The organism is Vreelandella sp. V005 (assembly GCF_052645115.1).
In genome coordinates, this window is the sequence record NZ_JBQXYA010000009.1 from 25,329 (window position 1) to 47,174 (window position 21,846).

Below are 21,846 nucleotides of genomic sequence, written 5' to 3' on the forward strand. Positions count from 1 at the left end.
ACAAGAACAAGCTTGTTGGAGTTTTTATGTCTTCCGTTACCCCGAAAATTTTACCCGCCGCGGCCTCTGCGATAAACCCCGCATTAATGATTGGTGACCTGCTGGAAGCAGGTGTGCGCATGGCGGGCGATAATCAGATTGTCTACCGTGATCAGAGCCGCCACAGCTACGCGCGTTTTCGTGAGCGGGTGCACCAACTGGCCTATACACTGACGTCACAGGGCGTACAAGCCGGTGATGTTGTGGCGGTGCTGGATTGGGATAGCCATCGCTACCTGGAGTGCTTCTTCGCCATTCCGATGATCGGCGCGGTACTCCATACGGTGAACGTGCGTCTGGCCCCGGAGCAAATCCTCTACACCATGGATCATGCCGAAGACGTTTTCGTCATCGTGCACGAAGAGTTTGTGCCGCTGCTTGAGCCGCTGGCCGATAAGCTACCCCAAGTGCGTGGCTATCTGCTATGTCAGGAGACTGCGCAAACAGTCGATACCTCACTGCCACTGGTGGGCGAGTTTGAAGCGCTATTAAGCCAGCAGCCCACTCATTACGATTTTCCCACCTTTGATGAAAACGCCGTCGCCACACTGTTCTATACCACCGGTACCACGGGTAATCCTAAAGGGGTTTTCTTTACCCACCGCCAGTTGGTGCTGCATACCTTGAACGAGGCGAGCGCTTTCCAGGCGCCCGGTTTTGAGCTGCTCAACCGCGACAAGGTCTATATGCCCATTACCCCCATGTTTCACGTTCACGCCTGGGGTGTGCCGTATACCGCCACGCTGATGGGGGCCACCCAGGTCTATCCTGGTCGCTACGAACCGGAAATGTTGGTCAAGTTGCTGGTTAGCGAAAAGGTTGACTTCTCCCACTGTGTGCCCACCTTGCTCAACATGGTGGTCAGCGCCGAAGCGATTGCCTCAAAACAAGTCGAACTCTCTGGCTGGAAGGTATTGGTCGGCGGTAGTGCGTTAACTCAGTCGCTGGCAAGCAAGGCATGGGCGTTGGGAATTGATACCCGTAGTGCTTATGGCATGTCGGAGACCTGTCCGCTACTTACTGCCGATATCCTGCCGCGAGATATAGGCGACGCTGATTTTGAGATCCAGCTGCCGTGGCGCTGTAAAGCGGGCCTGCCGATACCATTGGTTAAACTGCAAGTGGTCGATGCGGACGGCGAGCCGCTACCCAATGATGGTAAAAGCGTTGGTGAAGTGCGCGTTCAAGCACCCTGGCTGACCCAGGCTTATTTCAAAGAGGAGAAGCGCAGTGCGGAGCTATGGCGCAACGGCTGGTTGCATACCGGGGATGTGGGCTCGCTTGATGAGCGGGGCTTTCTGACCATTAGCGACCGTATAAAAGACGTAATTAAAACCGGCGGCGAGTGGCTCTCCTCGTTAGAGCTGGAGAGCTATATCAGCCAGTGTCCGGGTATTGCTGAAGTGGCGGTGATTGGGGTCGCGGACGATAACTGGGGGGAGCGTCCTGCTGCTTTAGCTGTCCCTGCGGATCTGAATAACCCGCCCACTGTAGAATCCGTGCAGACGTTTTTAGAGCAGTTTGTGGCTCAAGGAAAACTCAACCGCTGGGCGATTCCCTCCATGATTCGCTTTGTCGATGAGATACCTAAAACCAGCGTGGGTAAGCTGGATAAAAAACGTATCCGCACCGAAATATAGGCGAATCAGCGAACATTGCCCGCCGTGCGCGCTTTGCGATACGCGGCGGGCGAGTTTCCTGTCCAGGTTTTAAAAGCACGACTAAAGCAGGCCAGATCCTCAAAGCTTAACGCTTCAGCGATGCTGATAAGCGGCTTCTCACTGCAGGTGAGCGCCTGAATAGCGGCATCGCGGCGGTACTCATCCTTGACCGCTTGAAAGTGAGTGCCCTCCCTTTTGAGGTGCCGCGCCAGCGTGCGAGCAGACATATGTAGCGCACCGGCTACGCTATGCACGGTGCCAGACGTGGTCAGGTGACGTGAGAGGTGTTCGCGCACCCGGTGGGTGAGCAGGCGATCTGCAAACGACACATAGAACCAATCTGCGGGGGCGCGCTTTAAAAAAGCGCCCAGGTGCCGCTTGGTCTGGCGGATAGGGTGATCAAGAAAACTGCGATCTATATAGATCGCGGTTTGCGGCTGCCCAAAGCGTACAGTGCCAGGATAAAAGTAAAGATAATCAGCGCTGTGCGGCGGCTGGGGGTAAGCGCACTCCATTAAAATGGGTGGTATTTTCCGCGCTATCATCCATGATGCGATGCCGTGAAACAGCTTGAGCATCAGCTCATGAATCAGAGTACGACTGCCCGCCAGTGGCGCATGCTCCACCAGGGCCATGCGGGCAAGATCCCCTTCGAGCGTAAACGCGTAGCCAAAGTCATCGAGCAGAATACGAAAAAACTGTGTATAGCGGTGGAGCGCTACCTGCAAATTGGGTGCATCCAGCATGCTTAAACACAGCAACTTCAGGGTGCCACCCCGCAGCGGTCGGGAAAAAAAGCCGGGTGTTTCATCATCAAGTTCGTTCACCAGTCCACGGTAGAGTTCGGCAAACTGCTCAACCGTCACTCGACCGTGGGGTGCCGAAAGCAAAAAGGGCGAAATACCCGCTTGTTCCAAGTAGCGTGTGGGCGATGTTGAGCTGTTAGGCAAGCCTTCAAACAGCTCATTTACAAAATGCATTGAGACGGTCACCGTCACTGTCAGCCCGCCTTTAAAAGTTGTTTTTTGGTTGAGATATTGCAGCGGCTGGCAAAACGGTATCACGCTGGTGATTTCCCCTCTACGATTTCCCTTCTATATGGTTCCCCCTCCTGAGTCGCTCATGCGTTACACTATGCGCCTTATGTTTAAGGAGGACACCGCGTGGCCCTGTTACGACTCGAACAGCTGCAACTCGCTTACGGCACCCATGTACTACTCAATCGCGCCGACCTGACGGTTGAAAAAGGCGAGCGGCTGGCGCTGGTCGGGCGAAACGGCACCGGCAAGTCCACCCTGCTGAAACTGGTGGCGGGTGATATCCTGCCCGACGATGGGTCGATCTGGCGCGCGCCTGGTCTTAAAATAGGCGTACTGGCCCAGGAGTTACCTGAGTCATCCGGACTGACCATTTTCGATATGGTCGCCCAAGGCTTGCCGGAAGCCGGGGAGTTACTCTCCGAGTACGACCATCTTATCAATGATCCCGACCCTGATATGGATCGCATGGCGACCCTACAAACGCGCCTGGAAGCCATTGATGGCTGGTCGTTCCACCAGCGTATCGATACCGTGCTTACCCGTCTGGGCCTGCCCCCGGCGGCTGAGATGAGTTCACTCTCCGGTGGCTGGCGCCGCCGGGTGGCGCTGGCGCGCGCCCTGGTCGCCGAGCCTGATCTACTGCTGCTCGATGAGCCTACCAACCACTTGGACTTAGACACCATTGCCTGGTTGGAAGAGCAACTGCTGGCGTTTAACGGCGCGGTGCTGCTGATTACCCACGATAGGGCGTTTCTTTCCAAGCTGGCCACCAATATTCTAGAACTGGATCGCGGCCAGCTAGGGCGCTACCCCGGCAAGTACGAAGAGTATCAGGCTCGTAAGCAGCACGAGCTTGAAGTGGAAGCACGTGAAAATGCCGAGTTCGATAAAAAGCTTGCCCAGGAAGAAGCCTGGATTCGTCAGGGTGTTAAAGCTCGGCGTACCCGCAACGAAGGCCGGGTGCGCGCACTAGAAGCAATGCGCAACGAGCGCAGTCAGCGCCGCGAGCGCCAGGGTAATGCCAACCTGACGGTAGATCGCGGTGAGCGTACCGGCAAACGGGTAGTAGAACTGCAAGGTGTCACCCAGCGGTTTGGTGATGAGGTCATACTGCGCGATATTAACCTTGAGGTACTGCGTGGTGACCGTATCGGCTTCCTCGGTCGCAACGGGGCCGGTAAGACCACACTGCTGAAAATCCTGCTGGGCGAGTTGGAACCCACTGAAGGCAAGGTGCAAATGGGCACCAATCTAAAAGTGGCCTATTTTGACCAGCTGCGCGCCGGGTTGGAACTCGAAAAAACCGTTTACGACAATGTGGCCCAAGGCAGTGACCGGGTCAGCGTGGGTGGCAAAGATCGTCATGTGATGAGCTACCTGCAGGATTTTCTGTTTACCCCCGAGCGTGTGCGCCAGCCGGTGAAAGCGCTTTCTGGTGGCGAGTCCAACCGCCTGCTGCTGGCTAAGCTATTTACGCAGCCCGCTAACGTGCTGGTGCTCGATGAGCCGACCAACGATCTCGACATGGAAACCTTGGAGTTGCTCGAAGAGCTGCTGCTCGATTTCGATGGCACGCTGCTGCTCGTTTCCCACGACCGTACCTTTATGGATAACGTGGTGACCAGCATGCTGGCCTTTGAAGGCGATGGCGTAGTGCGCGAGTACGTAGGTGGCTATACGGATTGGATTCGCCAAGGTGGCAAGTTGCCGCCCGCGCCTTGGGAAGGGGCGGCGCGTCAGCGTACGGAACCCACCTCAGAAGCGCCTAAAAAGGTAGCCGAAGCACCTGCGGTAGTAGCTAAGAAAAGCGTCAAGCTTTCCTACAATCTGCAGCGTGAGTTGGATGCACTGCCTGCTGAGATTGAGCGACTTGAGAATGAAGTAGAAACGTTGGAAAGTGAAATTGGGGATCCGGCGTTTTATCAGCAGGATGCTGACACCATTACTGAACGATTGCAGGCGATGGAAAAATTACAGAAGGCGTTGGAAGTGGCCATGGAGCGCTGGATGGAGCTTGAGGCGATGGCTGCAGGGGAATAAAATCTAGTAACGTTAAAAGGCGCCACAGGGGCGCCTTTTGCGTTGATGCCATTAAGTTGTCCGTTCACTCGTCGCTTTTTTCGCCTTTCTTACCGACGCGCACTGCGAGAACATCGCATTGTGCACCATGTAGGACACCCGTAGACGTTGAGCCTAGCAGCAAAGCAAAACCGTGGCGCCCATGGGAGCCCACCACGATGAGATCCACGCCATGCTCATCAGCAAAACGGTGAATTTCAGTGTCCGGCATACCCACAACAACGTGTTGATCAGCTTCTGCAATATGGGGAGCGGCAATTTCAGCCAAGCGTTTTTTGGCATGTTCATCCAGTTGGTCTTGAATGCTGGTCAAGTCCATTGGGATATCGCCACCATAAGCAAACCCTAATGGCTCAAGGGTATGCATAATGGAGATTTTGGCTTGATCGTTGCGCTCTGCGATCGCAACGGCGCGTTCCAAGATCTTGTGGGAGTCTTTGGTTAAGTCAACGGCAACTAAAATGTGGTGATAGCTCATGGCGTATCTCCTTAGTGAGGCTAACAAAGAGAAGCTTTGTAGGATATCCGTTACTTTAGATGGCGTGCCTTAATTTAACAATGATCAGCGTTTTAACCATGACGCGCATCAAAACAACGACCTGGGCCATGGTGGTTAGAATATTACCTAAAGTGTGGCTCATGTGGAGGGAAATGTAGAGATGGAATGGTTAATCATTATAGCAATAATGCTGTTTGTCATCGCGCCTGTGATGTGGCTAAAACCTAGTCCTCGCCAGAAGCGCCAACAGGCCCTGCGTACCCAAATGGGTAAGCAAGGCGTCACCATCAAACTGGAAAAACCACCGCTTCATCACTTCAAAGGCACAATGCCTGCCTATCGGTGGCACTACCCCCAGTCAGCGCTCGGGCCTGATTTCCTGTTGGTCAGAGACAGTAATGCCAGTGAAGCGTTAGCTCCCTATCACGCAGGCTGGCGATGGCGCATAGCCCCGTTGCGACCGCTACCAGAAGAGGCCGAAATAGCATTAAAAGCGCTGCTTGAGCGTTTGCCACAAGACGCGCTTGTCATCCAATCGACTGCCTATTCGTTAACACTATGGTGGTGGGAGTCGCAAACCGCTGAACGATTCGCGACCTATTTACCCGAGTTTCAGCAACTGCAGCGTTCGCTTCAGGGCCATTCGGACCGACCCACAGCACCGCCGCTCATGGAGGACGAGCAGCCGCCAGTAACTTCAAAGAGTGATCATGAGGCGGGGTCGTCTTGATCCCGGGCTTGAATGGCTAACCCGTTGGCTTCAATCACTGCCAGCCACTCGTTAAGCTGTTCAAGATTATCTTCGCTCAAGCCAGCAAACATTTCCTTACGCGCCTGCTGCGCAACGCTGTCGATTTTTTCCAACAACGGCATCGCGGCAGGTGTTAAGTAGATACGCTTGCTACGGCGGTCATTATCACAGGCACGGCGTTCAACTAAGCCCTGTTCTTCGAGTTGGCCAAGCGTTCGCACCAAGGAGGGGGCTTCAACGCCAATGGCGCGCGCCAGGTCACACTGTGGGTGTCCCTCGCCCAAGCGCCATAAATGATAAAGCGTTACCCAGCGCGTTTGCGTTAAGCCTAAGGGCGCAAGTCGTCGATCTAGAATGGAACGCCATAGATGCGGCAAGCGCGCGATACGAAAACCAATCGTTGAAGCCATAAGCAACTAACTACCAATAAGAGTGAGTAGGCGAATTGTCATAAGCTGTGGCGCCGAATGCAAGGCGCTTTACTACTTAGTCATCCGGTCGTGCCTCTTCATCATTAGTGCGACCAGGCACGAAGCGGCGTAGGTTCCAGTTGCTGAGACCACTGGCGTGTATTTCTCCATCGGCGAGCGAGGCCTGCTGACTGTCTTCTGCCACTTTAAAGCGTATCAACCCTAAGCGTTGACCCGTGCTCGTCATAATATCGATACGCCAATCTCCCGCCGGATCTGCCGGAAAATTCTGCTTGTGGCTCCAGGCTCGATATCCCTGCTCACGGCCACCGTCGATATTGAGTTCCACGACATCCATTTGCTCACCATTATGATGCCAAGCATGGGTAATGGTTTCACTCAGTCCCCGAGGTGCTCTGATAGCGGTATACACATAGAGCCCGTTATCGCTAATGGCTTGGGGAGTAAGGGTCATTGAGCCTTGGGGTAGGCGCTGCGCGACATCAAACCCAGGCGAGAGCGCGCTGCTGGTCATCCATAGACTGGCAGGGGGAACCCAAATGCGCCCTAGCCAAGCGCCGTAAGCTAACACTAACGTTAAGCCAAAAAAGGCGCACCAGCGCTTGAAAGAACTTTGCTTTAACAGATGCCAAAAGCTAGGGAGGGCGACCACGACCGTGATACCCAGAGCTAAGAGTAAACTTTGCCCGGTGGTGAGGTGTACCATGATCGGTAGCGTCACAAGCAACACGAGAAACACGCACATGGCGTGGAATAAGAAATAAAGGCTACGCCATCGTTCGGAAATTTTAAAATAGATGGGATCGATGATAGACAGTATCGCCATCACGCCCACAAGCAGTGCAAACAGCGTTTGGCCGCTATTCCACACGGTGGTGACTAAAATAAATGGCAGCGTGAAAAAAAGCGTTTCCTGGTGAATCATCTGGGCAATAAACGTCGTTACGGCTCTTGGCGGCGTCGGGTGGCCACGGCGTTTTAGCCAGCGGCTGATTAAGCCCTCGGAAAGCAGTAGCGTCCAGGCGAATAAAAGCCCTAGCGCAAGGGCAGCGCCCAGCCACTGTTGGCGATCTACCAGAAAGAAGCTGCCTAAACCGGCCGTAAACGCCATGGGTGGCCATAGCCAGCTCCATGGCTTTAATCGCTCGACAATGCGTTCAATATGTCGCTGAACAGTGGCAATGCGCGATGGCGTGAGCAGTGCGCCCATAGAAAGTTAACCTGCAAAATAATTGGAAGCGTGATCCTAGCAGTATGAACGCACGCAGGGGAGTGCTGGTCTCAGTAGATGGGTAAATTAGCCGAAAGTCAGGGCTTGACGAACACCGGTAACTCAACCAAGCTAAAGCAATCAAACGACCGTATGAAATCGATTGGATTGAATTGACCGTATATTTCTGTTGGCCGAATAAAAGTGTGGCGGGTCCCTTTTAGGGAGCCAACCCGAATTGTGGAGAGCGCGCGGATGATCTATCAAGGCAACGCCATTACGGTGACACGTCGTGACACCCCGAGTGGCAATGACATCGCTATGCTCACTTTTGATTTGAAAGGTGAGTCCGTCAACAAACTATCCAGCGCTGTAGTGGCAGAGCTGGGTGAGGCAGTGAAGGCCCTTCAAGCTGAAAATAGCTTGAAGGGGTTGCTCATTGCCAGCGGTAAAGACGTGTTTATCGTGGGCGCCGATATCACCGAATTTCATACCCTGTTCGATAAGGGCGAAGAGTACCTGGTGGAGATGAATCTCAAGGTACACGACATCTTCAATGCCATTGAAGATCTGCCTTTCCCCACGGTGACGGCCATTAACGGGCTGGCGCTGGGCGGTGGCTGTGAAGTCTTGCTGACCACGGATTTTCGCGTAATGAGCGAGAAAGCCAAGATTGGCTTGCCAGAAACCAAGCTCGGTATTTTGCCCGGCTGGGGCGGCTGTGTGCGCCTGCCACGCATTATCGGCGCTGATAACGCTATCGAATGGATTGCTGGCGGCACTGAAAACCGCGCTGATGCCGCGTTGAAGATGGGCGCTGTTGATGCTGTGGTGAGTGCTGAACAGTTGGAAGACGCCGCGCTGGATATGCTCGATCGTGCCAATGCAGGCGAGCTAGATTACCAGGCCCGCCGTACTGAAAAGACCAGCCCGCTCAAGCTCAATCCCATCGAGCAGATGATGGCCTTTGAAACGGCCAAAGGGTATGTCGCTGGCAAGGCGGGGCCGCATTATCCTGCCCCCGTTGAAGCGATCAAAGTAATTCAGAAAGGTGCTGGTGAGACCCGCGGGCGCGCTCAGGCAATTGAAGCCAAAGCGTTCGCCAAACTGGCGCTAAGTAGTGTGGCGTTCAATCTGGTCGGCCTGTTCCTCAATGATCAAGTGGTCAAGAAGAAAGCCAGCAATTACGAAAAGCAGGCGCAGCCGGTGAAACAAACAGCGGTATTGGGCGCTGGTATCATGGGCGGTGGTATCGCCTATCAGAGCGCTTCCAAGGGCACGCCGATCCTGATGAAAGATATTAAGGACGATGCCATTGAGCTGGGCCTGAAAGAAGCCCGTAAGTTATTCGCCAAACAGGTAGAGCGGAAGAAATTCACTACCGAGCAAATGGCTGAAAAACTGACCAATATTCGCCCGACGCTCTCTTACGGTGATTTTGGTAACGTCGATTTGGTCGTTGAAGCGGTAGTGGAAAACCCTAAGGTCAAAGACGCCGTGTTGACCGAAGTGGAAGGCATGGTGAGCGAAAATACTATTCTCACCTCTAACACGTCGACGATTTCTATCAACCGCTTGGCGCAAAACCTAAAGCGGCCGGAAAACTTCTGCGGGATGCACTTCTTCAACCCCGTTCACCGCATGCCGCTGGTAGAAGTCATCCGTGGTGAGAAGACCTCGGATGCCGCCGTTGCCGCCACCGTGGCCTACGCCCGGGCAATGGGCAAAACGCCGATTGTGGTTAACGACTGCCCAGGCTTCTTGGTCAACCGGGTACTCTTCCCTTACTTTGGCGGCTTTAGCTTCTTGGTTGAGCAGGGCGCTGACTTCCAGCACGTTGATAAAGTGATGGAGAAGTTCGGCTGGCCCATGGGCCCGGCCTACCTGCTGGATGTGGTCGGTCTGGATACCGCCGTTCACGCCAATGAAGTAATGGCGGAAGGCTTCCCAGATCGGATGGCCCGCGCCGGTAAAACCGCTATTCAGGTCATGTATGACAACGACCGTTTAGGCCAGAAGAACGACAAGGGCTTTTACGCCTACGAGGAAGATAAGAAAGGTAAGCCGAAGAAAGTGACCGATGAAGTGGCTTACGCCTTGGTCAAAGAAGTGGTGAAGGAGCACAAGGAGTTTTCCGACGAGGACATCATCGCCCGCATGATGGTGCCGCTCTGTTTGGAAACCGTGCGCTGCTTGGAAGATGGCATTGTGGCCACACCGGCTGAAGCCGACATGGCGTTGATTTATGGCATCGGCTTCCCGCCATTCCGCGGTGGCGCGCTGCGCTACATCGACGCGATGGGCGTGGCGGCGTTTGTGAAAGTGGCGGAAGGGCTAGCCGAAGAGCTAGGGCCGCTATACGCGCCCACCGACAGGCTACGTCAGATGGCTCAAAACGGCGAGTTGTTCTATTCCAGCGATAAGTCTGCCAATTAAGCCTAACCACCACGCATAGGAGATAAAAGATGAGTTTGAGTCCGAGAGATATTGTGGTGGTTGACGGTGTCCGTACCGCCATGGCAAAAGCCAAGAATGGTGCTTTTCGTAACGTTCGCGCTGAGAACCTTTCGGCGGCGGCTATGCAGGCACTGTTTACTCGTAACCCTAATCTAGACCCATCGGAAGTAGATGATGTGATCTGGGGCTGCGTGAACCAGACGCTTGAACAGTCGATGAACATTGCGCGTAATGCCGCCATTATGACCGGCATTCCCCGTTCGGTGCCCGCCCAAACGGTCAACCGTCTGTGTGGCTCTTCGATGACTGCGCTGCATATCGCCGCTGCCAATATCAAAGCAGGCATGGGCGATTTCTTTATCATCGGCGGCGTTGAGCATATGGAGCACGTACCCATGGCTCACGGCGTTGACGTTAATCCCGCCGCCAGCAAATACGCTGCTAAAGCGGCGATGATGATGGGCCTGACCGCAGAGCTACTGGGTAAGATGCACGGCGTTTCCAGGGAAGAGCAGGATAAGTTTGGGGTACGTTCCCACCAGCGCGCCCAGGCGGCGATGGAGAAGGGTTACTTTGACAACGAGATTATCGGTGTCGAAGGGCACGATCAGCGCGGCTTTAAAGTCATGGTGCAGCGCGACGAAGTCATCCGTGAAGACGCCAGCTTGGAGTCAATGGCTAACTTGAAGCCGGTGTTTGACCCCCGTAACGGCACTGTTACGGCAGGTACCTCGTCGGCGCTCTCTGTGGGGGCATCGGCGATGGCGGTCATGAGCTACGAACGCGCTCAGGCGCTGGGCCTTCAGCCCATTGCACGTGTACTATCAACCGGTGTGGCGGGTTGCGATGCGTCTATTATGGGCTATGGCCCCGTTCCAGCCTCCAAAAAAGCGCTGAAAATTGCTGGTCTATCCGCGGCGGATATACAGACCGTTGAGCTTAACGAAGCTTTCGCCGCGCAGGGTATTCCCGTATTGAAAGACCTGGGCTTCCTGGACTCGCTGGACGAGAAGGTTAACTTGCACGGTGGCGCAATTGCCCTTGGACACCCGTTGGGTTGCTCGGGCTCGCGTATTTGCACTACGCTGCTTAACGTGATGCAGCAGCGCGATACCACCCTCGGTTTAGCCACCATGTGTATTGGCATGGGGCAGGGCGTAGCAACGGTGTTTGAGCGGTTGAAATAAGTTTGAGCGGTTGAAATAACGGTGGTACTGGCATTGCCAACGGCACCTTTCATTCGAGGTGCCGTTTTTGTTTGTCAGGTTTTTATTCAGAAAACCACTCTTCAGAAGGGCTTTATTCAGATTCAAAAGCCGTGCGGTGAAAATCCGCGGCGGCTTGTACTTCTGCAATGCCACAGGTATCAGGCACCGGCACGGTGTTGCCCGCCAGTACAGCCAGCACGGCACGTGTGCCATTAGCTAGCGACTCAAGGTTGTAGCCCCCCTCTAATACGAAGACCAAACGGCCCTCACAGTGCTGTTCGGCAAGTTGTTGCATAATGCCGGTCAGCGCGCCAAACCCCTCATAAGAAACGTTGAGCGCTAAGTCATGCCAGTGGGGGTCAAAGCCTGCTGACACTAAAATGATATCGGGTTTAAACCAGGCCGCCGCTGGCGCCAAAATGTCACGAAAGGCTTTCAAATACGCTTCATCACCGGCTCCAGCGGGTAGAGGGACGTTGATGGTGGTGCCTTCGCCTAAACCGGCGCCAACCTCTTCAAGGTGACCGGAGCCAGGATAGAAAGGGGCTGCCCGGTGGATATCGAAAAACATCACGTTCGGTTCGGCCCAGAAAATGTCCTGGGTGCCGTTGCCGTGGTGGGCGTCCCAATCAACGATCAACACGCGTTCGCAGCCGAACGCGCTACGGGCATGGGCGGCTGCCACCGCGACATTATTAAATAAGCAGAAGCCGCGGGCGCGAACGGGTTCCGCGTGGTGTCCCGGCGGGCGCACAAGGGCAAAGGCGGTTTTCGTGCGTTTTTCCATCACGGCCTCGACCGCGGCAATAGCGGTGCCCGCGGCTACTTCAGCGGCATCAACGCTTCCCGGTGAAACCGCTGTGGTGTCTACGTCCAGCCAGGCATTTTTACCCCGCAGGCTAAAAATATCGCTGAGATAGGAAGTGGTGTGCACCCGCGCTAACTGTTCATGTGTCGCCGCTTTGCCGCCCTCAATGTGGAGCCCCTCAATCGGCGATTTTTCAAGCAGTTGTTGAATGGCTTTTAATCGACCCGGATGTTCAGGGTACTTCCATGGCACGGGTAACCCGGCAAGAAGGTGTCGAATACGCTTATCGATTCGCTGCGGTAAGAAGTCGGCATCAATGTTGGGTTCGTGAGCGAGTACGCGATCATCATAGAAGGCAATGACATTGTGCATAATGGCTACCTGAAATAAGTGCGTTGATTCCTTTCAATCGCGCTGATGGCGCGAAATGCCTACCTACAGTAAGGCAGGCTAGGCGAGGTCATACAATGTCACTCTCAAACAATGCCACTTTCAACACTAAACGCTAAGGTCATGCTAATTTCTTCGACTTGATCTACAAACGTTGGCTGCCATTCGCCGCGTAAAATGAGGGGTGCCTGCACCCAGCGCCAGCGTAAGCCGGTCACAATGCTTTCTACTGCGCGTTGCGTGCCTGTGCCGTCATGGCCAGCACGGATATAAAGTGCACAAGGCAATCCTTGCTTTTTTTCTAGAACAGAATAGTAGGTGCGGTCAAAGAAATCTTTTAGCGCACCACTCATATAGCCCAGATTCTCCGTGGTACCGAGTAGAATGGCATCGCAGGCCAGTACATCCTCTGGGCCTGCCTCCAAAGGTGCTTTCACCACACACTGGATCTGATCCAGATCAGGATGGCTAGCGCCATGCGCGGCCGCTTCATGTAAAAGCCGGGTATTCGGTGACGGGGCATGAGCGATCACTAACAGTTGTTTACTAAATTCATTATTAAGCTCAGCATTCATAGTGAAGACCTAATTGAAGAGTGGGACAGCAAGGGGTTGCGCCAATTGTTGTAAATGCCACACTGCTTAAGAGTTTTAAAGTTGAGAAGCCATATGTCCAGTAAGAGATCGATCAATGTCTTTTACGATGCCCAGTGCCCGCTGTGTCGACAAGAGCGCCGCCGCTATGAGCGCTGGTCGGGGCAGCATGCCGGTGATATAGGCTGGCTTGATGTAAGCGAACATGCGCCAGCTCTCCGAGAAAAAGGCGTTGATCCCGGCATGGCACTGCGTTCTTTGCACATTGAGACTGCGCAAGGCCAACTGATTGAAGGTATCGACGCCTACCGTTTATTAATGAAGCGAATTCCCTGGCTACTGCCGATCGCTTGGATAATTGGCCTGCCGGGGATTAAATCAGCGTTGCGGGCGCTTTATGATATGTGGGTTAAACGTCGCCTGAAAAAACAGGGGCGATGGCCCGTTTAAGATCTAGCCAAGGAAGCTTGCCAATGCAGCAAAGCGCGCATTATCTAGGAGTGATATGTTTGGGGGCATGCCTTTTACTTGCGGGCTGTGCCGGTGGGCACCGCTCTTCGCCCACCCCTAACCAGGCAGCGGCTGAAGCACCGCTTACTACGCCGCAACCTAGTCCCGTCGCCACAACCGCGCCGGTGACTGCTATGGACAGTGACTGGGTGCCGCCACTGTTTATGAGTCCTGAAGAGGAAGCTTCCTATTACGTTAGCCGGTTGGCCGACCGGCGTTTTGTGGCCAGCTACGGCGATCGTGATAACCGTCGACCCTGGTACATTGCCGCTGAACGATTAGGTGAAATAGGCCTGCCTGCGGTCCCCCTGCTGTTTGCTCGGCTGAACACCAGCGATGCGTATGAACAAATGCTGGTGCTCTACGCGCTCCAGCTGGCTACTCAGGATCCTCAGCTCATGGTCAGAACACGTGGCGACTATGTTCAGTTGGGTGTTGTTCTTGACCCAGCGTATAACGATGAAAACGTTCATATAGCGCGGCAGTGGTGGCAACAATATGCAGCGGTGGTTAATTTTTAGTTGCTTGTTTTTGACGCACAAGTAGTTCATACCCCTAACCGTTACTCAGGAGAGAAGCATGGCATTTGCACTTTCATCAATGCAGGTTACTAGTTCGGCCTTTGCCGACCACCAAGCGATTCCTACCAAGCATACGGGAGAAGGAGACGATGTTTCGCCAACGCTCGCTTGGCAAGATGCGCCCGAGGGAACTCAGGGCTTTGCGGTTATCTGCCACGATCCTGATGCCCCTTTAGTAAAAGAAGGGAGCTACGGCTTTGTACACTGGGTGCTTTATAATTTACCCGCCGATACGCTAGAACTCACCGAAAAAAGCGAGGCGGGCACCCCAGGCGCCAATGATAAAGGAGACGTTGGTTACTGTGGCCCTATGCCTCCCGAAGGGCACGGCAAACACCTTTATTATTTTTGGGTGCTGGCGCTGGATCGTCAAACGTCACTGCCGGAAGGGTTAACGCTTGCTGAATTACTCAAAGAAGTAGAGCCTAACCTGCTGGGTATGAATCGCCTGGTGGGGACTTATCAGCGCGGTTAATGCCCGCGGCTTCTATCGCTTCTCGCTGGACATTTTGCTTAACCCGTGTAGGCTCCATCGCTTTCTAAGACCCTGTCAGCGTCTTTTGTAATAGCCAAGTGATGGAGCCGTTCCATGAGTGATATCCCTAACTGTCCTGCCTGCGCCTCCGAATTTTGTTACGATGACGGGATTCAATATGTGTGCCCAGAGTGTGGCCATGAGTGGTCAAAAGTGGCAGCAGAAGAGGGCGATGATGACGCTTCAGGCGTGCGAGATGCCAACGGCAATATGTTGGCCGACGGTGATAGTGTAACGGTCATCAAGGATCTGAAGGTCAAGGGCAGTTCACTGGTGGTAAAAGTGGGTACTAAAGTGAAGAGTATCCGCTTAGTGGATGGCGATCACGATATCGACTGTAAGATTGACGGTATCGGGCCGCTGAAACTTAAATCCGAGTTTGTTAAAAAAGCCTAGCGGGTTAAGACAGGTAGTAAAAAAATAGCCCCCTGGCGTTAGTCAGGGGGCTATTTGCTTATCTTTCGCCACATTTATTACGCCGTGGTATTAATTTGCGTACCTACGCTTCCGCTCGTGGCCAGTTGAGGCACCTGAGCAACGCTTTCCATAAGTGCAGAAATATGCGCTGCTTGTCCGTCTAAAGCGTCTTTAAAAACGGTCAGTTGCGCTTGTTGTGCAACTTGTACTTGCTGCATCGCCAATGACGCATTGACCATATTGTTGACTGCTGAATCCATCTGAAATCCTCGAATAGCAGGCCGCCATCCAGCTTGATGGCACTCAATACTCAGTCGAAATTACCAGACGTTGCTCATTAAAGTAAAGCCAAGACAATAAGCTTACAAGTTCCATAGTTTTTTTAAATGATAATGATTGTTGTTTTTGATGCGATTGGCGTCGATCGTGCTGTTATTTTGCTCAAATTGCCAACCATTTAGCTCAAGGGCTTCACATCAAATTTATACAGGACTAAAATGGTACTCAATTGACGCGGGCACCGATCGTTGGCGTGCGCACTCAGTACATAAAAGGGGAGTCGATATGCTCAAGCTTTCTCGGCTGACAGATTATGCCGCTGTGGTGATGGCGCAAATTGCCCGTCACGCTCAAGCATCACACGCAGCGGCTGATTTGGCTGAGGCTGTGCAACTGCCACACCCCACGGTAAGTAAAACGCTTAAAATGCTGGCGCGTGCCGGGTTGTTAGTTTCCCAACGCGGTGCTCAAGGCGGTTATCGCTTGGCGCGGCCAGCATCAAAAATTACGGCCGCCGACATTATTGCGGCGATTGAAGGCCCCGTTGCCATGACCGAATGCAGCCAAGCAGAAGGGGATTGCGAGCTTGTCGCTACCTGCGGTGTGGCAGATAACTGGCAGCGGGTTTCATTGGCGATGCGTACGTTGCTTGAAAGCGTGACGTTAGCGCATTTAGCCGATACAGCACCGATAAAATTGCCGGTGCAACTGCCTATTCAAACGATCAGCCTGTCGGCGGCGTCGGCCTAACCGCGGCGCAAGCACAGCAGGCCTTATTTATTATTAAAGGCGATAATCTCGCCACCCAACTGCCCGGAGGGTATCACCATGGCAAGCGAAGAAATGGAACAGTTGGTTCGTCGCGAATACAAAGACGGCTTCGTAACCGATATTGAAAGCGACACCCTGCCACCTGGCCTGGATGAAAACACCATCGCCTTTATCTCCAAGAAAAAGGGCGAACCCGAGTGGATGCTGGAGTGGCGTCTGGATGCCTATCGCCAGTGGCTGAAAATGGAAGCGCCCTCCTGGGCGCATCTCGATTATCCGCCGATTGATTACCAGTCGATCTCCTATTTCAGTGCGCCCAAGCGCCCGGAAGACCGCCCCCAGAGCCTGGATGAAGTCGATCCCAAACTGCTAGAGACCTACGAGAAACTGGGGATTCCGTTGCACGAGCGCGCCGCGCTGGCTGGTGTTGCCGTAGATGCAGTATTCGACTCTGTATCGGTGGCGACTACTTTTAAGAAGCAGCTTGGTGAGGCAGGCGTGATTTTCTGCTCCATCTCCGAGGCTATCCGTGACTACCCGGAACTGATCAAACAGTACTTGGGTACGGTCGTGCCGGTGGCGGACAACTACTTCGCGGCGCTCAACTCAGCGGTCTTCACCGACGGCTCCTTCGTGTTTGTGCCAGAAGGCGTTACCTGCCCGATGGAGCTGTCTACCTACTTCCGCATTAACGCGGCCAATACCGGCCAGTTTGAGCGCACGCTGATTATTTGCGAAAGCCGCGCCCAGGTTTCTTACCTGGAAGGCTGTACCGCGCCGATGCGTGATGAAAACCAGCTGCACGCCGCCGTCGTTGAGCTGGTCGCTCTGGACGATGCCTATATCAAATACTCAACCGTGCAGAACTGGTATCCCGGTGACGAAAATGGCAAGGGTGGTATCTATAACTTTGTGACCAAACGGGGCGACTGCCGCGGTGATCGTTCACGCATTAGCTGGACGCAGGTAGAGACCGGCTCCGCCATTACCTGGAAATACCCTTCCTGTGTACTGCGCGGCAAGGACAGTATCGGCGAGTTCTACTCCGTTGCCGTGACGAACGGCCGTCAGCAGGCCGACACCGGCACTAAAATGATTCACATTGGCGAAGGCACGCGTTCCTATATCGTCGCTAAAGGGATCTCAGCGGGTCGCAGTGATCAGTCTTATCGCGGACTAGTGAAAATCGGCCCGCGTGCCAAAGGAGCGCGTAACTTTACCCAGTGCGATTCGCTGTTGATTGGCGATAAGTGCGGTGCGCATACCTTCCCTTATCAGGAGATTGGCAACAGCACGGCGACCATTGAGCACGAAGCGACCACCTCTAAAATTGGTGAAGATCAGCTGTTTTACTGCCAGAGCCGCGGTATCTCGGAAGAAGACGCGGTCAGCATGATTGTGAATGGCTTCTGTAAAGATGTCTTCCAAGAGCTGCCGATGGAGTTTGCCGTCGAAGCGGAAGCGCTGCTCAACGTCACCCTGGAAGGTGCGGTAGGTTAATCGTTAACCGTTCAGTTCACTCATTTAATTAGTGTCGCCGTAGCGACTCGTCAGAATTAGAAGGTAATCAATATGTTGCAAGTGAATGATTTACACGTCACCGTCGAAGGCAATGAAATCCTTAAAGGCCTCACCCTAACCATCAATGCGGGTGAAGTGCATGCCATTATGGGGCCAAACGGCGCGGGTAAATCGACGCTATCGGCAGTTATCGCCGGTAAAGATGGCTACGAAGTCACCCAGGGCACGATTACCTTTGAAGGCAAAGACGTGCTTGAAATGGAAATCGAAGAGCGCGCCCAGGCCGGCTTGCTGCTGGGTTTCCAGTATCCGGTAGAAATCCCAGGTGTTAAAAATATCTACCTGCTGAAATCGGCGCTGAATGCCCAGCGCGTCGCTCGCGGCGAAGGCGAAATGCCAGCGCCAGAGTTTATGAAGCTGGTGAAAGAGAAGCTTGGTTACATGAAAATGGACGCTAGCTTCCTACAGCGCGCCGTTAACGAAGGTTTCTCAGGCGGTGAGAAAAAACGCAACGAGATTCTGCAAATGCTGGTGCTGCAGCCGAAGCTAGCCATGCTTGATGAGATCGATTCCGGCCTCGATATCGATGCCATGAAAGTCGTTGCCGATGGCGTTAACAGCCTACGTTCTCAAGAGCGTGCCATTCTGCTGGTTACTCATTACCAGCGCTTGCTGGATTACATCGTGCCGGACAAGGTGCACGTCCTAGTTGATGGCCGTATTGTCAAAACCGGTGACGCTGAGCTTGCCAAGCAGCTGGAAGCCAATGGGTACGAAGGTATCGAGGAGTCTGTGGCATGAGCGATACGCAAACCTTTTTAGACACACTCAAAGCGCGCAGCCCGCACTATCAGGCAGAGCCAACCTGGATTGCTGCTCGTCGTCAGGCGGGCGCTGCCCGCTTTGAAGCGCTGGGTTTTCCGACACGACGTGATGAAGAGTGGAAATACACCGACGTGCGCTCAATCGCCCAGGGCAACTTTGCGCTCGCCGATAACGCCGAATTTTCTCAAGCCAGTGCGGCTGCGTTGACACTGCCGATTGAGGCTCACCGCCTTACGTTTGTGGATGGTGTTTTCTCAGCGGCACTTTCGGATGTGGATTCGCTGCCATCAAGCGTTCAGGTATTGCCGCTTTCCAAGGCGTTAACAGAGAATCACGAGGCCGTGGGTGGCCCTCTTGGGCGGCTAACGGGGGTGGATTTCTCTCCTTTTGCCGCACTGAATACGGCATTTATGGAAGAGGGCGCCGTGGTTCGCATTGCGGCGGGCACGGTGGTTGAGAAACCCATTCTTCTGCAATTTCTGTCGCGCGCCGGCGAGCCGGTGATGAGTCACCCGCGCGTGCTGGTAGAGGCGGGTAGCCGCAGCGAATCCACGCTGATCGAGCATTATACGGGCGAGCGCGAAGCGGCTAACTTCACCAACGTCGTGGCTGAGCTAATGCTTGATCGTGGTGCGATTCTCGCCCATTACAAGCTGCAGGAAGCGCCATTGGGCGACATGCACGTGGCGAGCATTCACGTAGAGCAAGGGCGGGATAGCCGCTATACCTCTTATAACCTAAGCCTGGGCGGCGCGCTTGTGCGTAACGACTTGATCAGTGATTTGAACGGACAGGGCGCTGAAACTAACTTCCTGGGTCTGTTCTTTGGTCAGGGCCGTCAGCACGTCGATAACCACACCAAGGTCAACCACAATGCGCCGCTGACGTTCTCCAATGAGAACTACAAAGGCATTCTGGATGATCGCGCTCACGGTGTGTTTAACGGCAAGGTATACGTCAAGCGCGACAGTCAGAAGATTGAAGGTTTTCAGAGCAACCAAAACCTATTGCTATCAGACCGTGCCCACATTGATGCCAAGCCTGAGCTTGAGATCTACGCGGATGATGTTAAGTGTTCACACGGCACTACAACGGGCCAGCTGGATGAAGAGGCAATTTACGCCCTTCGCACGCGCGGTATCGATGAAGCCACCGCACGAGGCTTGCTAACCCTCGCCTTTGCGGGAGAGGTGTTGGATAAAGTGAGTTTGGACGCGATTGCCGAGCGCGTTGAGCTTGCGGTGGCGGGTAAATTGCCAGAGCGCTTTAATCTTGCTGGGCTTGTTGAGGCGGCGGCTGCTCTGAACGACTAGCTCTTCAAGGCCGGCTGTTAAAGACTAGTTCCAAGAGCTCTAAGAGGAGTGATCGATGCCACATACCGTTATTGAGCAGGCGCCCCTGCAAGCACAAGCACCCTTTGATGTCGCTCGTCTGCGTCAGGATTTCCCGGTACTTGCTCGTGAAGTGCATGGCAAGCCGCTCATCTATTTGGACAATGCGGCTACCAGCCAGACGCCCCAGCAGGTGATCGACGTCTTTAGCGATTACTACTCGCGCTACAACGCCAACATTCATCGTGGGCTACACACCCTAGCCGATGAGGCAACGGCGGCGTTTGAAGGCACGCGTCATAAGGTGCGGGCGTTTCTCAACGCGGAAGATGCGCGTCAGGTCATCTTTACCCGTGGCACCACAGAGGCTATCAACTTAGTCGTGCAGAGCTGGGGGCGTAAAAACCTCGGGCCTGGCGATGAAGTGCTGATTTCCATGTTGGAACACCACTCCAATATTGTGCCCTGGCAACTGCTGGCCGCTGAGATCGGGTTTAGCATCAAGGTCATTCCCGTTGAGCATAATGGCGCACTCGACATGGCCGCTTATCGCGAGCTACTCAGTGAGCGTACCCAGTTGGTCGCGGTCAACCATGTCTCCAATGCGCTGGGTACGATCAACCCAGTGCAGGAGATGGCAGCCCTTGCCCACCAGCACGGCGCGCTGATCTTAATTGATGGCGCCCAGGCTGCTCCGCATCAGCAGGTCGATGTGCAGGCGATCGATGCCGACTTTTACGCCTTCTCGGGCCATAAAGTGTATGGGCCAACAGGTGTAGGCGTGCTTTACGGTAAGCAGGCGCTATTGGAGGCGATGCCGCCCTGGCAGGGCGGCGGCGAGATGATTAAAACCGTCTCTTTTGGTGTGGGCACTACTTTCGCTGCTATTCCGCATAAGTTTGAAGCCGGAACGCCAGCCATTGCAGAAGTCATTGCTCTAGGGCGTGCCCTTGAGTGGGTAGAAAGTGTGGGCGTTAGCGCTATTGGTGCCTGGGAAGCACAATTGCTTGAGCGCGCGACACAAGCCGTAGGGCACATTGATGGGCTGCGTATTTTGGGCACCGCACCCCAAAAAGCAGGTGTGCTGTCGTTTGTGGTGGAGGGCGCGCACTCGCAAGATATCGGCCTGCTGATCGACCAGCTCGGCATCGCTATTCGCACCGGCCACCACTGCGCGCAGCCTCTGTTGCATCACTTTGGTGTCGATGCCACCTGCCGGGCTTCATTTGCTGCGTATAATACGCTCGATGAAGTGGATCGCTTTGTTGAAGCGCTTAATCGCGTGATTGGCATGGTACGTTAAGGTCGGTTCTTTAAGGATCGTCATTTAAGGATAGTTATGGATCTTGAGCAAGTCGCCAGCCTCGAACGAGGCCAGCAGTTACCCCTTCAGCGCGATGTGGACGCCATTGCGATTCCGTTTGGCAAGACGGAAACGCTGGTCGAAGACAGCGTTGTCAGTGTCATGCAGGCCAAAGGTAGTTCGGTGAGCGTCGGTTTTGAGGGGCGTCTCTACTTGATAGAAGGGCGCAACCTCGATGCGCTAGGTCTTGAGTCGTTGCCACGGCCCACACTGCCTGAAACGGCCAGTGAGGATGAGATAGAGCAGTTCGTATGGGATCAGTTGCGCACTTGCTTCGACCCGGAGATTCCGGTCAATATCGTTGATCTGGGCCTGGTTTACGGTTGCCGCATTGAGCGTCTCATTAGCGGTGAGCGGATTGCCACCATTCGAATGACGCTAACAGCCCCTGGCTGTGGCATGGGGGACGTGATTGCTGCTGACGCACGTAATAAGATTCTCGGTGCGCCACAGATTAGCAAAGTGCACACCGAAATTGTCTTCAGCCCCCCCTGGAGCCGTGACATGATGAGTGACGAGGCCAAGCTTGAACTCGGCATGTTCTAAC

General features: G+C 54.2%; 22 protein-coding genes. 15 read left to right on the forward strand and 7 right to left on the reverse strand.

What is annotated here, in order from left to right; all coding sequences use genetic code 11:
• The first annotated feature begins 26 nt into the window (after positions 1-26).
• Positions 27-1,679: a fatty acid--CoA ligase gene (locus tag ACUN8H_RS16525; protein ID WP_445533150.1), complete on the forward strand. Its 1,653-nt coding sequence runs from the start codon at positions 27-29 to the stop codon at positions 1,677-1,679.
• Positions 1,680-1,684: 5 nt separating this feature from the next.
• Here the strand turns inward: ACUN8H_RS16525 and ACUN8H_RS16530 are convergent, their stop codons facing one another.
• Positions 1,685-2,680, reverse strand: a complete 996-nt coding sequence (locus tag ACUN8H_RS16530; protein WP_445533151.1) for an AraC family transcriptional regulator — start codon at positions 2,678-2,680, stop codon at positions 1,685-1,687.
• A gap of 183 nt (positions 2,681-2,863) precedes the next feature.
• Between ACUN8H_RS16530 and ACUN8H_RS16535 the strand changes: the two genes are divergently transcribed.
• Positions 2,864-4,780, forward strand: a complete 1,917-nt coding sequence (locus ACUN8H_RS16535) for an ATP-binding cassette domain-containing protein (RefSeq protein WP_445533152.1) — start codon at positions 2,864-2,866, stop codon at positions 4,778-4,780.
• Between the two features lie 64 nt (positions 4,781-4,844).
• On the opposite strand, the gene ACUN8H_RS16540 is transcribed toward ACUN8H_RS16535, so the two are convergent.
• Positions 4,845-5,297, reverse strand: a complete 453-nt coding sequence (locus ACUN8H_RS16540) for a universal stress protein (RefSeq protein ID WP_290702530.1) — start codon at positions 5,295-5,297, stop codon at positions 4,845-4,847.
• A gap of 181 nt (positions 5,298-5,478) precedes the next feature.
• On the opposite strand from ACUN8H_RS16540, the gene ACUN8H_RS16545 reads away from it, so the two are divergent.
• Positions 5,479-6,048 (forward strand): preprotein translocase subunit YajC, encoded by a 570-nt coding sequence (locus tag ACUN8H_RS16545; protein ID WP_445533153.1) that lies wholly within the window; start codon positions 5,479-5,481, stop codon positions 6,046-6,048.
• On the opposite strand, the gene slyA is transcribed toward ACUN8H_RS16545, so the two are convergent.
• On the reverse strand, positions 6,027-6,479 hold the full coding sequence (gene slyA / locus ACUN8H_RS16550) for a transcriptional regulator SlyA (RefSeq protein ID WP_445533154.1): 453 nt from the start codon (positions 6,477-6,479) through the stop codon (positions 6,027-6,029). The genes ACUN8H_RS16545 and slyA overlap by 22 nt on opposite strands.
• A 76-nt stretch (positions 6,480-6,555) precedes the next feature.
• Complete coding sequence (locus ACUN8H_RS16555; RefSeq protein ID WP_445533155.1) at positions 6,556-7,710, reverse strand: DUF5924 family protein; 1,155 nt, start codon at positions 7,708-7,710, stop codon at positions 6,556-6,558.
• Positions 7,711-7,965: 255 nt separating this feature from the next.
• On the opposite strand from ACUN8H_RS16555, the gene fadB reads away from it, so the two are divergent.
• Together fadB and fadA are read left to right on the forward strand one after the other, a co-directional pair.
• On the forward strand, positions 7,966-10,146 hold the full coding sequence (gene fadB, locus ACUN8H_RS16560) for a fatty acid oxidation complex subunit alpha FadB (RefSeq protein ID WP_445533156.1): 2,181 nt from the start codon (positions 7,966-7,968) through the stop codon (positions 10,144-10,146).
• Between the two features lie 29 nt (positions 10,147-10,175).
• The gene (gene fadA, locus ACUN8H_RS16565) at positions 10,176-11,354 is read left to right on the forward strand and encodes an acetyl-CoA C-acyltransferase FadA (protein WP_290702520.1); all 1,179 of its coding nucleotides are present in this window, start codon (positions 10,176-10,178) and stop codon (positions 11,352-11,354) included.
• Positions 11,355-11,466: 112 nt separating this feature from the next.
• On the opposite strand, the gene ACUN8H_RS16570 is transcribed toward fadA, so the two are convergent.
• Together ACUN8H_RS16570 and ACUN8H_RS16575 are read right to left on the reverse strand one after the other, a co-directional pair.
• A complete protein-coding gene (locus ACUN8H_RS16570) occupies positions 11,467-12,555 on the reverse strand; it encodes a histone deacetylase family protein (protein WP_445533157.1) in 1,089 nt (362 codons plus the stop codon).
• A gap of 104 nt (positions 12,556-12,659) precedes the next feature.
• A complete protein-coding gene (locus ACUN8H_RS16575) occupies positions 12,660-13,148 on the reverse strand; it encodes a flavodoxin family protein (protein ID WP_445533158.1) in 489 nt (162 codons plus the stop codon).
• A gap of 93 nt (positions 13,149-13,241) precedes the next feature.
• Between ACUN8H_RS16575 and ACUN8H_RS16580 the strand changes: the two genes are divergently transcribed.
• From ACUN8H_RS16580 to ACUN8H_RS16595, 4 genes are all read left to right on the forward strand, one after another.
• A complete protein-coding gene (locus ACUN8H_RS16580) occupies positions 13,242-13,616 on the forward strand; it encodes a thiol-disulfide oxidoreductase DCC family protein (RefSeq protein WP_445533159.1) in 375 nt (124 codons plus the stop codon).
• A 50-nt stretch (positions 13,617-13,666) separates the two neighbouring features.
• Positions 13,667-14,197, forward strand: coding sequence for a hypothetical protein (locus tag ACUN8H_RS16585; RefSeq protein WP_445533234.1), 531 nt, complete (start codon positions 13,667-13,669; stop codon positions 14,195-14,197).
• Between the two features lie 58 nt (positions 14,198-14,255).
• A complete protein-coding gene (locus ACUN8H_RS16590) occupies positions 14,256-14,732 on the forward strand; it encodes a YbhB/YbcL family Raf kinase inhibitor-like protein (protein WP_445533160.1) in 477 nt (158 codons plus the stop codon).
• Between the two features lie 114 nt (positions 14,733-14,846).
• On the forward strand, positions 14,847-15,188 hold the full coding sequence (locus tag ACUN8H_RS16595) for a zinc ribbon domain-containing protein YjdM (RefSeq protein WP_445533161.1): 342 nt from the start codon (positions 14,847-14,849) through the stop codon (positions 15,186-15,188).
• Positions 15,189-15,265: 77 nt separating this feature from the next.
• Here the strand turns inward: ACUN8H_RS16595 and ACUN8H_RS16600 are convergent, their stop codons facing one another.
• Complete coding sequence (locus ACUN8H_RS16600; RefSeq protein WP_445533162.1) at positions 15,266-15,469, reverse strand: putative motility protein; 204 nt, start codon at positions 15,467-15,469, stop codon at positions 15,266-15,268.
• 304 nt (positions 15,470-15,773) lie between these two features.
• On the opposite strand from ACUN8H_RS16600, the gene ACUN8H_RS16605 reads away from it, so the two are divergent.
• From ACUN8H_RS16605 to sufT, 6 genes are all read left to right on the forward strand, one after another.
• Positions 15,774-16,238, forward strand: a complete 465-nt coding sequence (locus ACUN8H_RS16605) for an SUF system Fe-S cluster assembly regulator (protein ID WP_445533163.1) — start codon at positions 15,774-15,776, stop codon at positions 16,236-16,238.
• 78 nt (positions 16,239-16,316) lie between these two features.
• A complete protein-coding gene (gene sufB, locus ACUN8H_RS16610; RefSeq protein ID WP_176304600.1) occupies positions 16,317-17,759 on the forward strand; it encodes a Fe-S cluster assembly protein SufB in 1,443 nt (480 codons plus the stop codon).
• Positions 17,760-17,831: 72 nt separating this feature from the next.
• Positions 17,832-18,581, forward strand: coding sequence for a Fe-S cluster assembly ATPase SufC (sufC, locus tag ACUN8H_RS16615; protein ID WP_445533164.1), 750 nt, complete (start codon positions 17,832-17,834; stop codon positions 18,579-18,581).
• Positions 18,578-19,918, forward strand: a complete 1,341-nt coding sequence (gene sufD, locus ACUN8H_RS16620) for a Fe-S cluster assembly protein SufD (protein ID WP_445533165.1) — start codon at positions 18,578-18,580, stop codon at positions 19,916-19,918. The genes sufC and sufD overlap by 4 nt, the downstream gene beginning before the upstream one ends.
• Positions 19,919-19,973: 55 nt before the next feature.
• Positions 19,974-21,239, forward strand: coding sequence for a SufS family cysteine desulfurase (locus tag ACUN8H_RS16625; RefSeq protein WP_445533166.1), 1,266 nt, complete (start codon positions 19,974-19,976; stop codon positions 21,237-21,239).
• Between the two features lie 36 nt (positions 21,240-21,275).
• Positions 21,276-21,845 (forward strand): putative Fe-S cluster assembly protein SufT, encoded by a 570-nt coding sequence (gene sufT, locus ACUN8H_RS16630; protein WP_445533167.1) that lies wholly within the window; start codon positions 21,276-21,278, stop codon positions 21,843-21,845.
• The last annotated feature ends 1 nt before the right edge of the window (position 21,846 follow it).

Excerpts from the sequence above, each read along its gene's own strand:
- sufC (WP_445533164.1), top strand. The coding sequence starts at position 17,832 with ATGTTGCAAGTGAATGATTTACACGTCACCGTCGAAGGCAATGAAATC.
- ACUN8H_RS16625 (WP_445533166.1), top strand. The coding sequence starts at position 19,974 with ATGCCACATACCGTTATTGAGCAGGCGCCCCTGCAAGCACAAGCACCC.
- ACUN8H_RS16555 (WP_445533155.1), bottom strand. The coding sequence starts at position 7,710 with ATGGGCGCACTGCTCACGCCATCGCGCATTGCCACTGTTCAGCGACAT.
- ACUN8H_RS16525 (WP_445533150.1), top strand. The coding sequence starts at position 27 with ATGTCTTCCGTTACCCCGAAAATTTTACCCGCCGCGGCCTCTGCGATA.
- ACUN8H_RS16575 (WP_445533158.1), bottom strand. The coding sequence starts at position 13,148 with ATGAATGCTGAGCTTAATAATGAATTTAGTAAACAACTGTTAGTGATC.
- ACUN8H_RS16605 (WP_445533163.1), top strand. The coding sequence starts at position 15,774 with ATGCTCAAGCTTTCTCGGCTGACAGATTATGCCGCTGTGGTGATGGCG.
- ACUN8H_RS16570 (WP_445533157.1), bottom strand. The coding sequence starts at position 12,555 with ATGCACAATGTCATTGCCTTCTATGATGATCGCGTACTCGCTCACGAA.
- sufT (WP_445533167.1), top strand. The coding sequence starts at position 21,276 with ATGGATCTTGAGCAAGTCGCCAGCCTCGAACGAGGCCAGCAGTTACCC.
- ACUN8H_RS16540 (WP_290702530.1), bottom strand. The coding sequence starts at position 5,297 with ATGAGCTATCACCACATTTTAGTTGCCGTTGACTTAACCAAAGACTCC.
- fadA (WP_290702520.1), top strand. The coding sequence starts at position 10,176 with ATGAGTTTGAGTCCGAGAGATATTGTGGTGGTTGACGGTGTCCGTACC.
- ACUN8H_RS16590 (WP_445533160.1), top strand. The coding sequence starts at position 14,256 with ATGGCATTTGCACTTTCATCAATGCAGGTTACTAGTTCGGCCTTTGCC.
- ACUN8H_RS16600 (WP_445533162.1), bottom strand. The coding sequence starts at position 15,469 with ATGGATTCAGCAGTCAACAATATGGTCAATGCGTCATTGGCGATGCAG.
- sufB (WP_176304600.1), top strand. The coding sequence starts at position 16,317 with ATGGCAAGCGAAGAAATGGAACAGTTGGTTCGTCGCGAATACAAAGAC.
- ACUN8H_RS16580 (WP_445533159.1), top strand. The coding sequence starts at position 13,242 with ATGTCCAGTAAGAGATCGATCAATGTCTTTTACGATGCCCAGTGCCCG.
- slyA (WP_445533154.1), bottom strand. The coding sequence starts at position 6,479 with ATGGCTTCAACGATTGGTTTTCGTATCGCGCGCTTGCCGCATCTATGG.
- ACUN8H_RS16530 (WP_445533151.1), bottom strand. The coding sequence starts at position 2,680 with ATGCATTTTGTAAATGAGCTGTTTGAAGGCTTGCCTAACAGCTCAACA.
- ACUN8H_RS16545 (WP_445533153.1), top strand. The coding sequence starts at position 5,479 with ATGGAATGGTTAATCATTATAGCAATAATGCTGTTTGTCATCGCGCCT.
- ACUN8H_RS16595 (WP_445533161.1), top strand. The coding sequence starts at position 14,847 with ATGAGTGATATCCCTAACTGTCCTGCCTGCGCCTCCGAATTTTGTTAC.
- fadB (WP_445533156.1), top strand. The coding sequence starts at position 7,966 with ATGATCTATCAAGGCAACGCCATTACGGTGACACGTCGTGACACCCCG.
- sufD (WP_445533165.1), top strand. The coding sequence starts at position 18,578 with ATGAGCGATACGCAAACCTTTTTAGACACACTCAAAGCGCGCAGCCCG.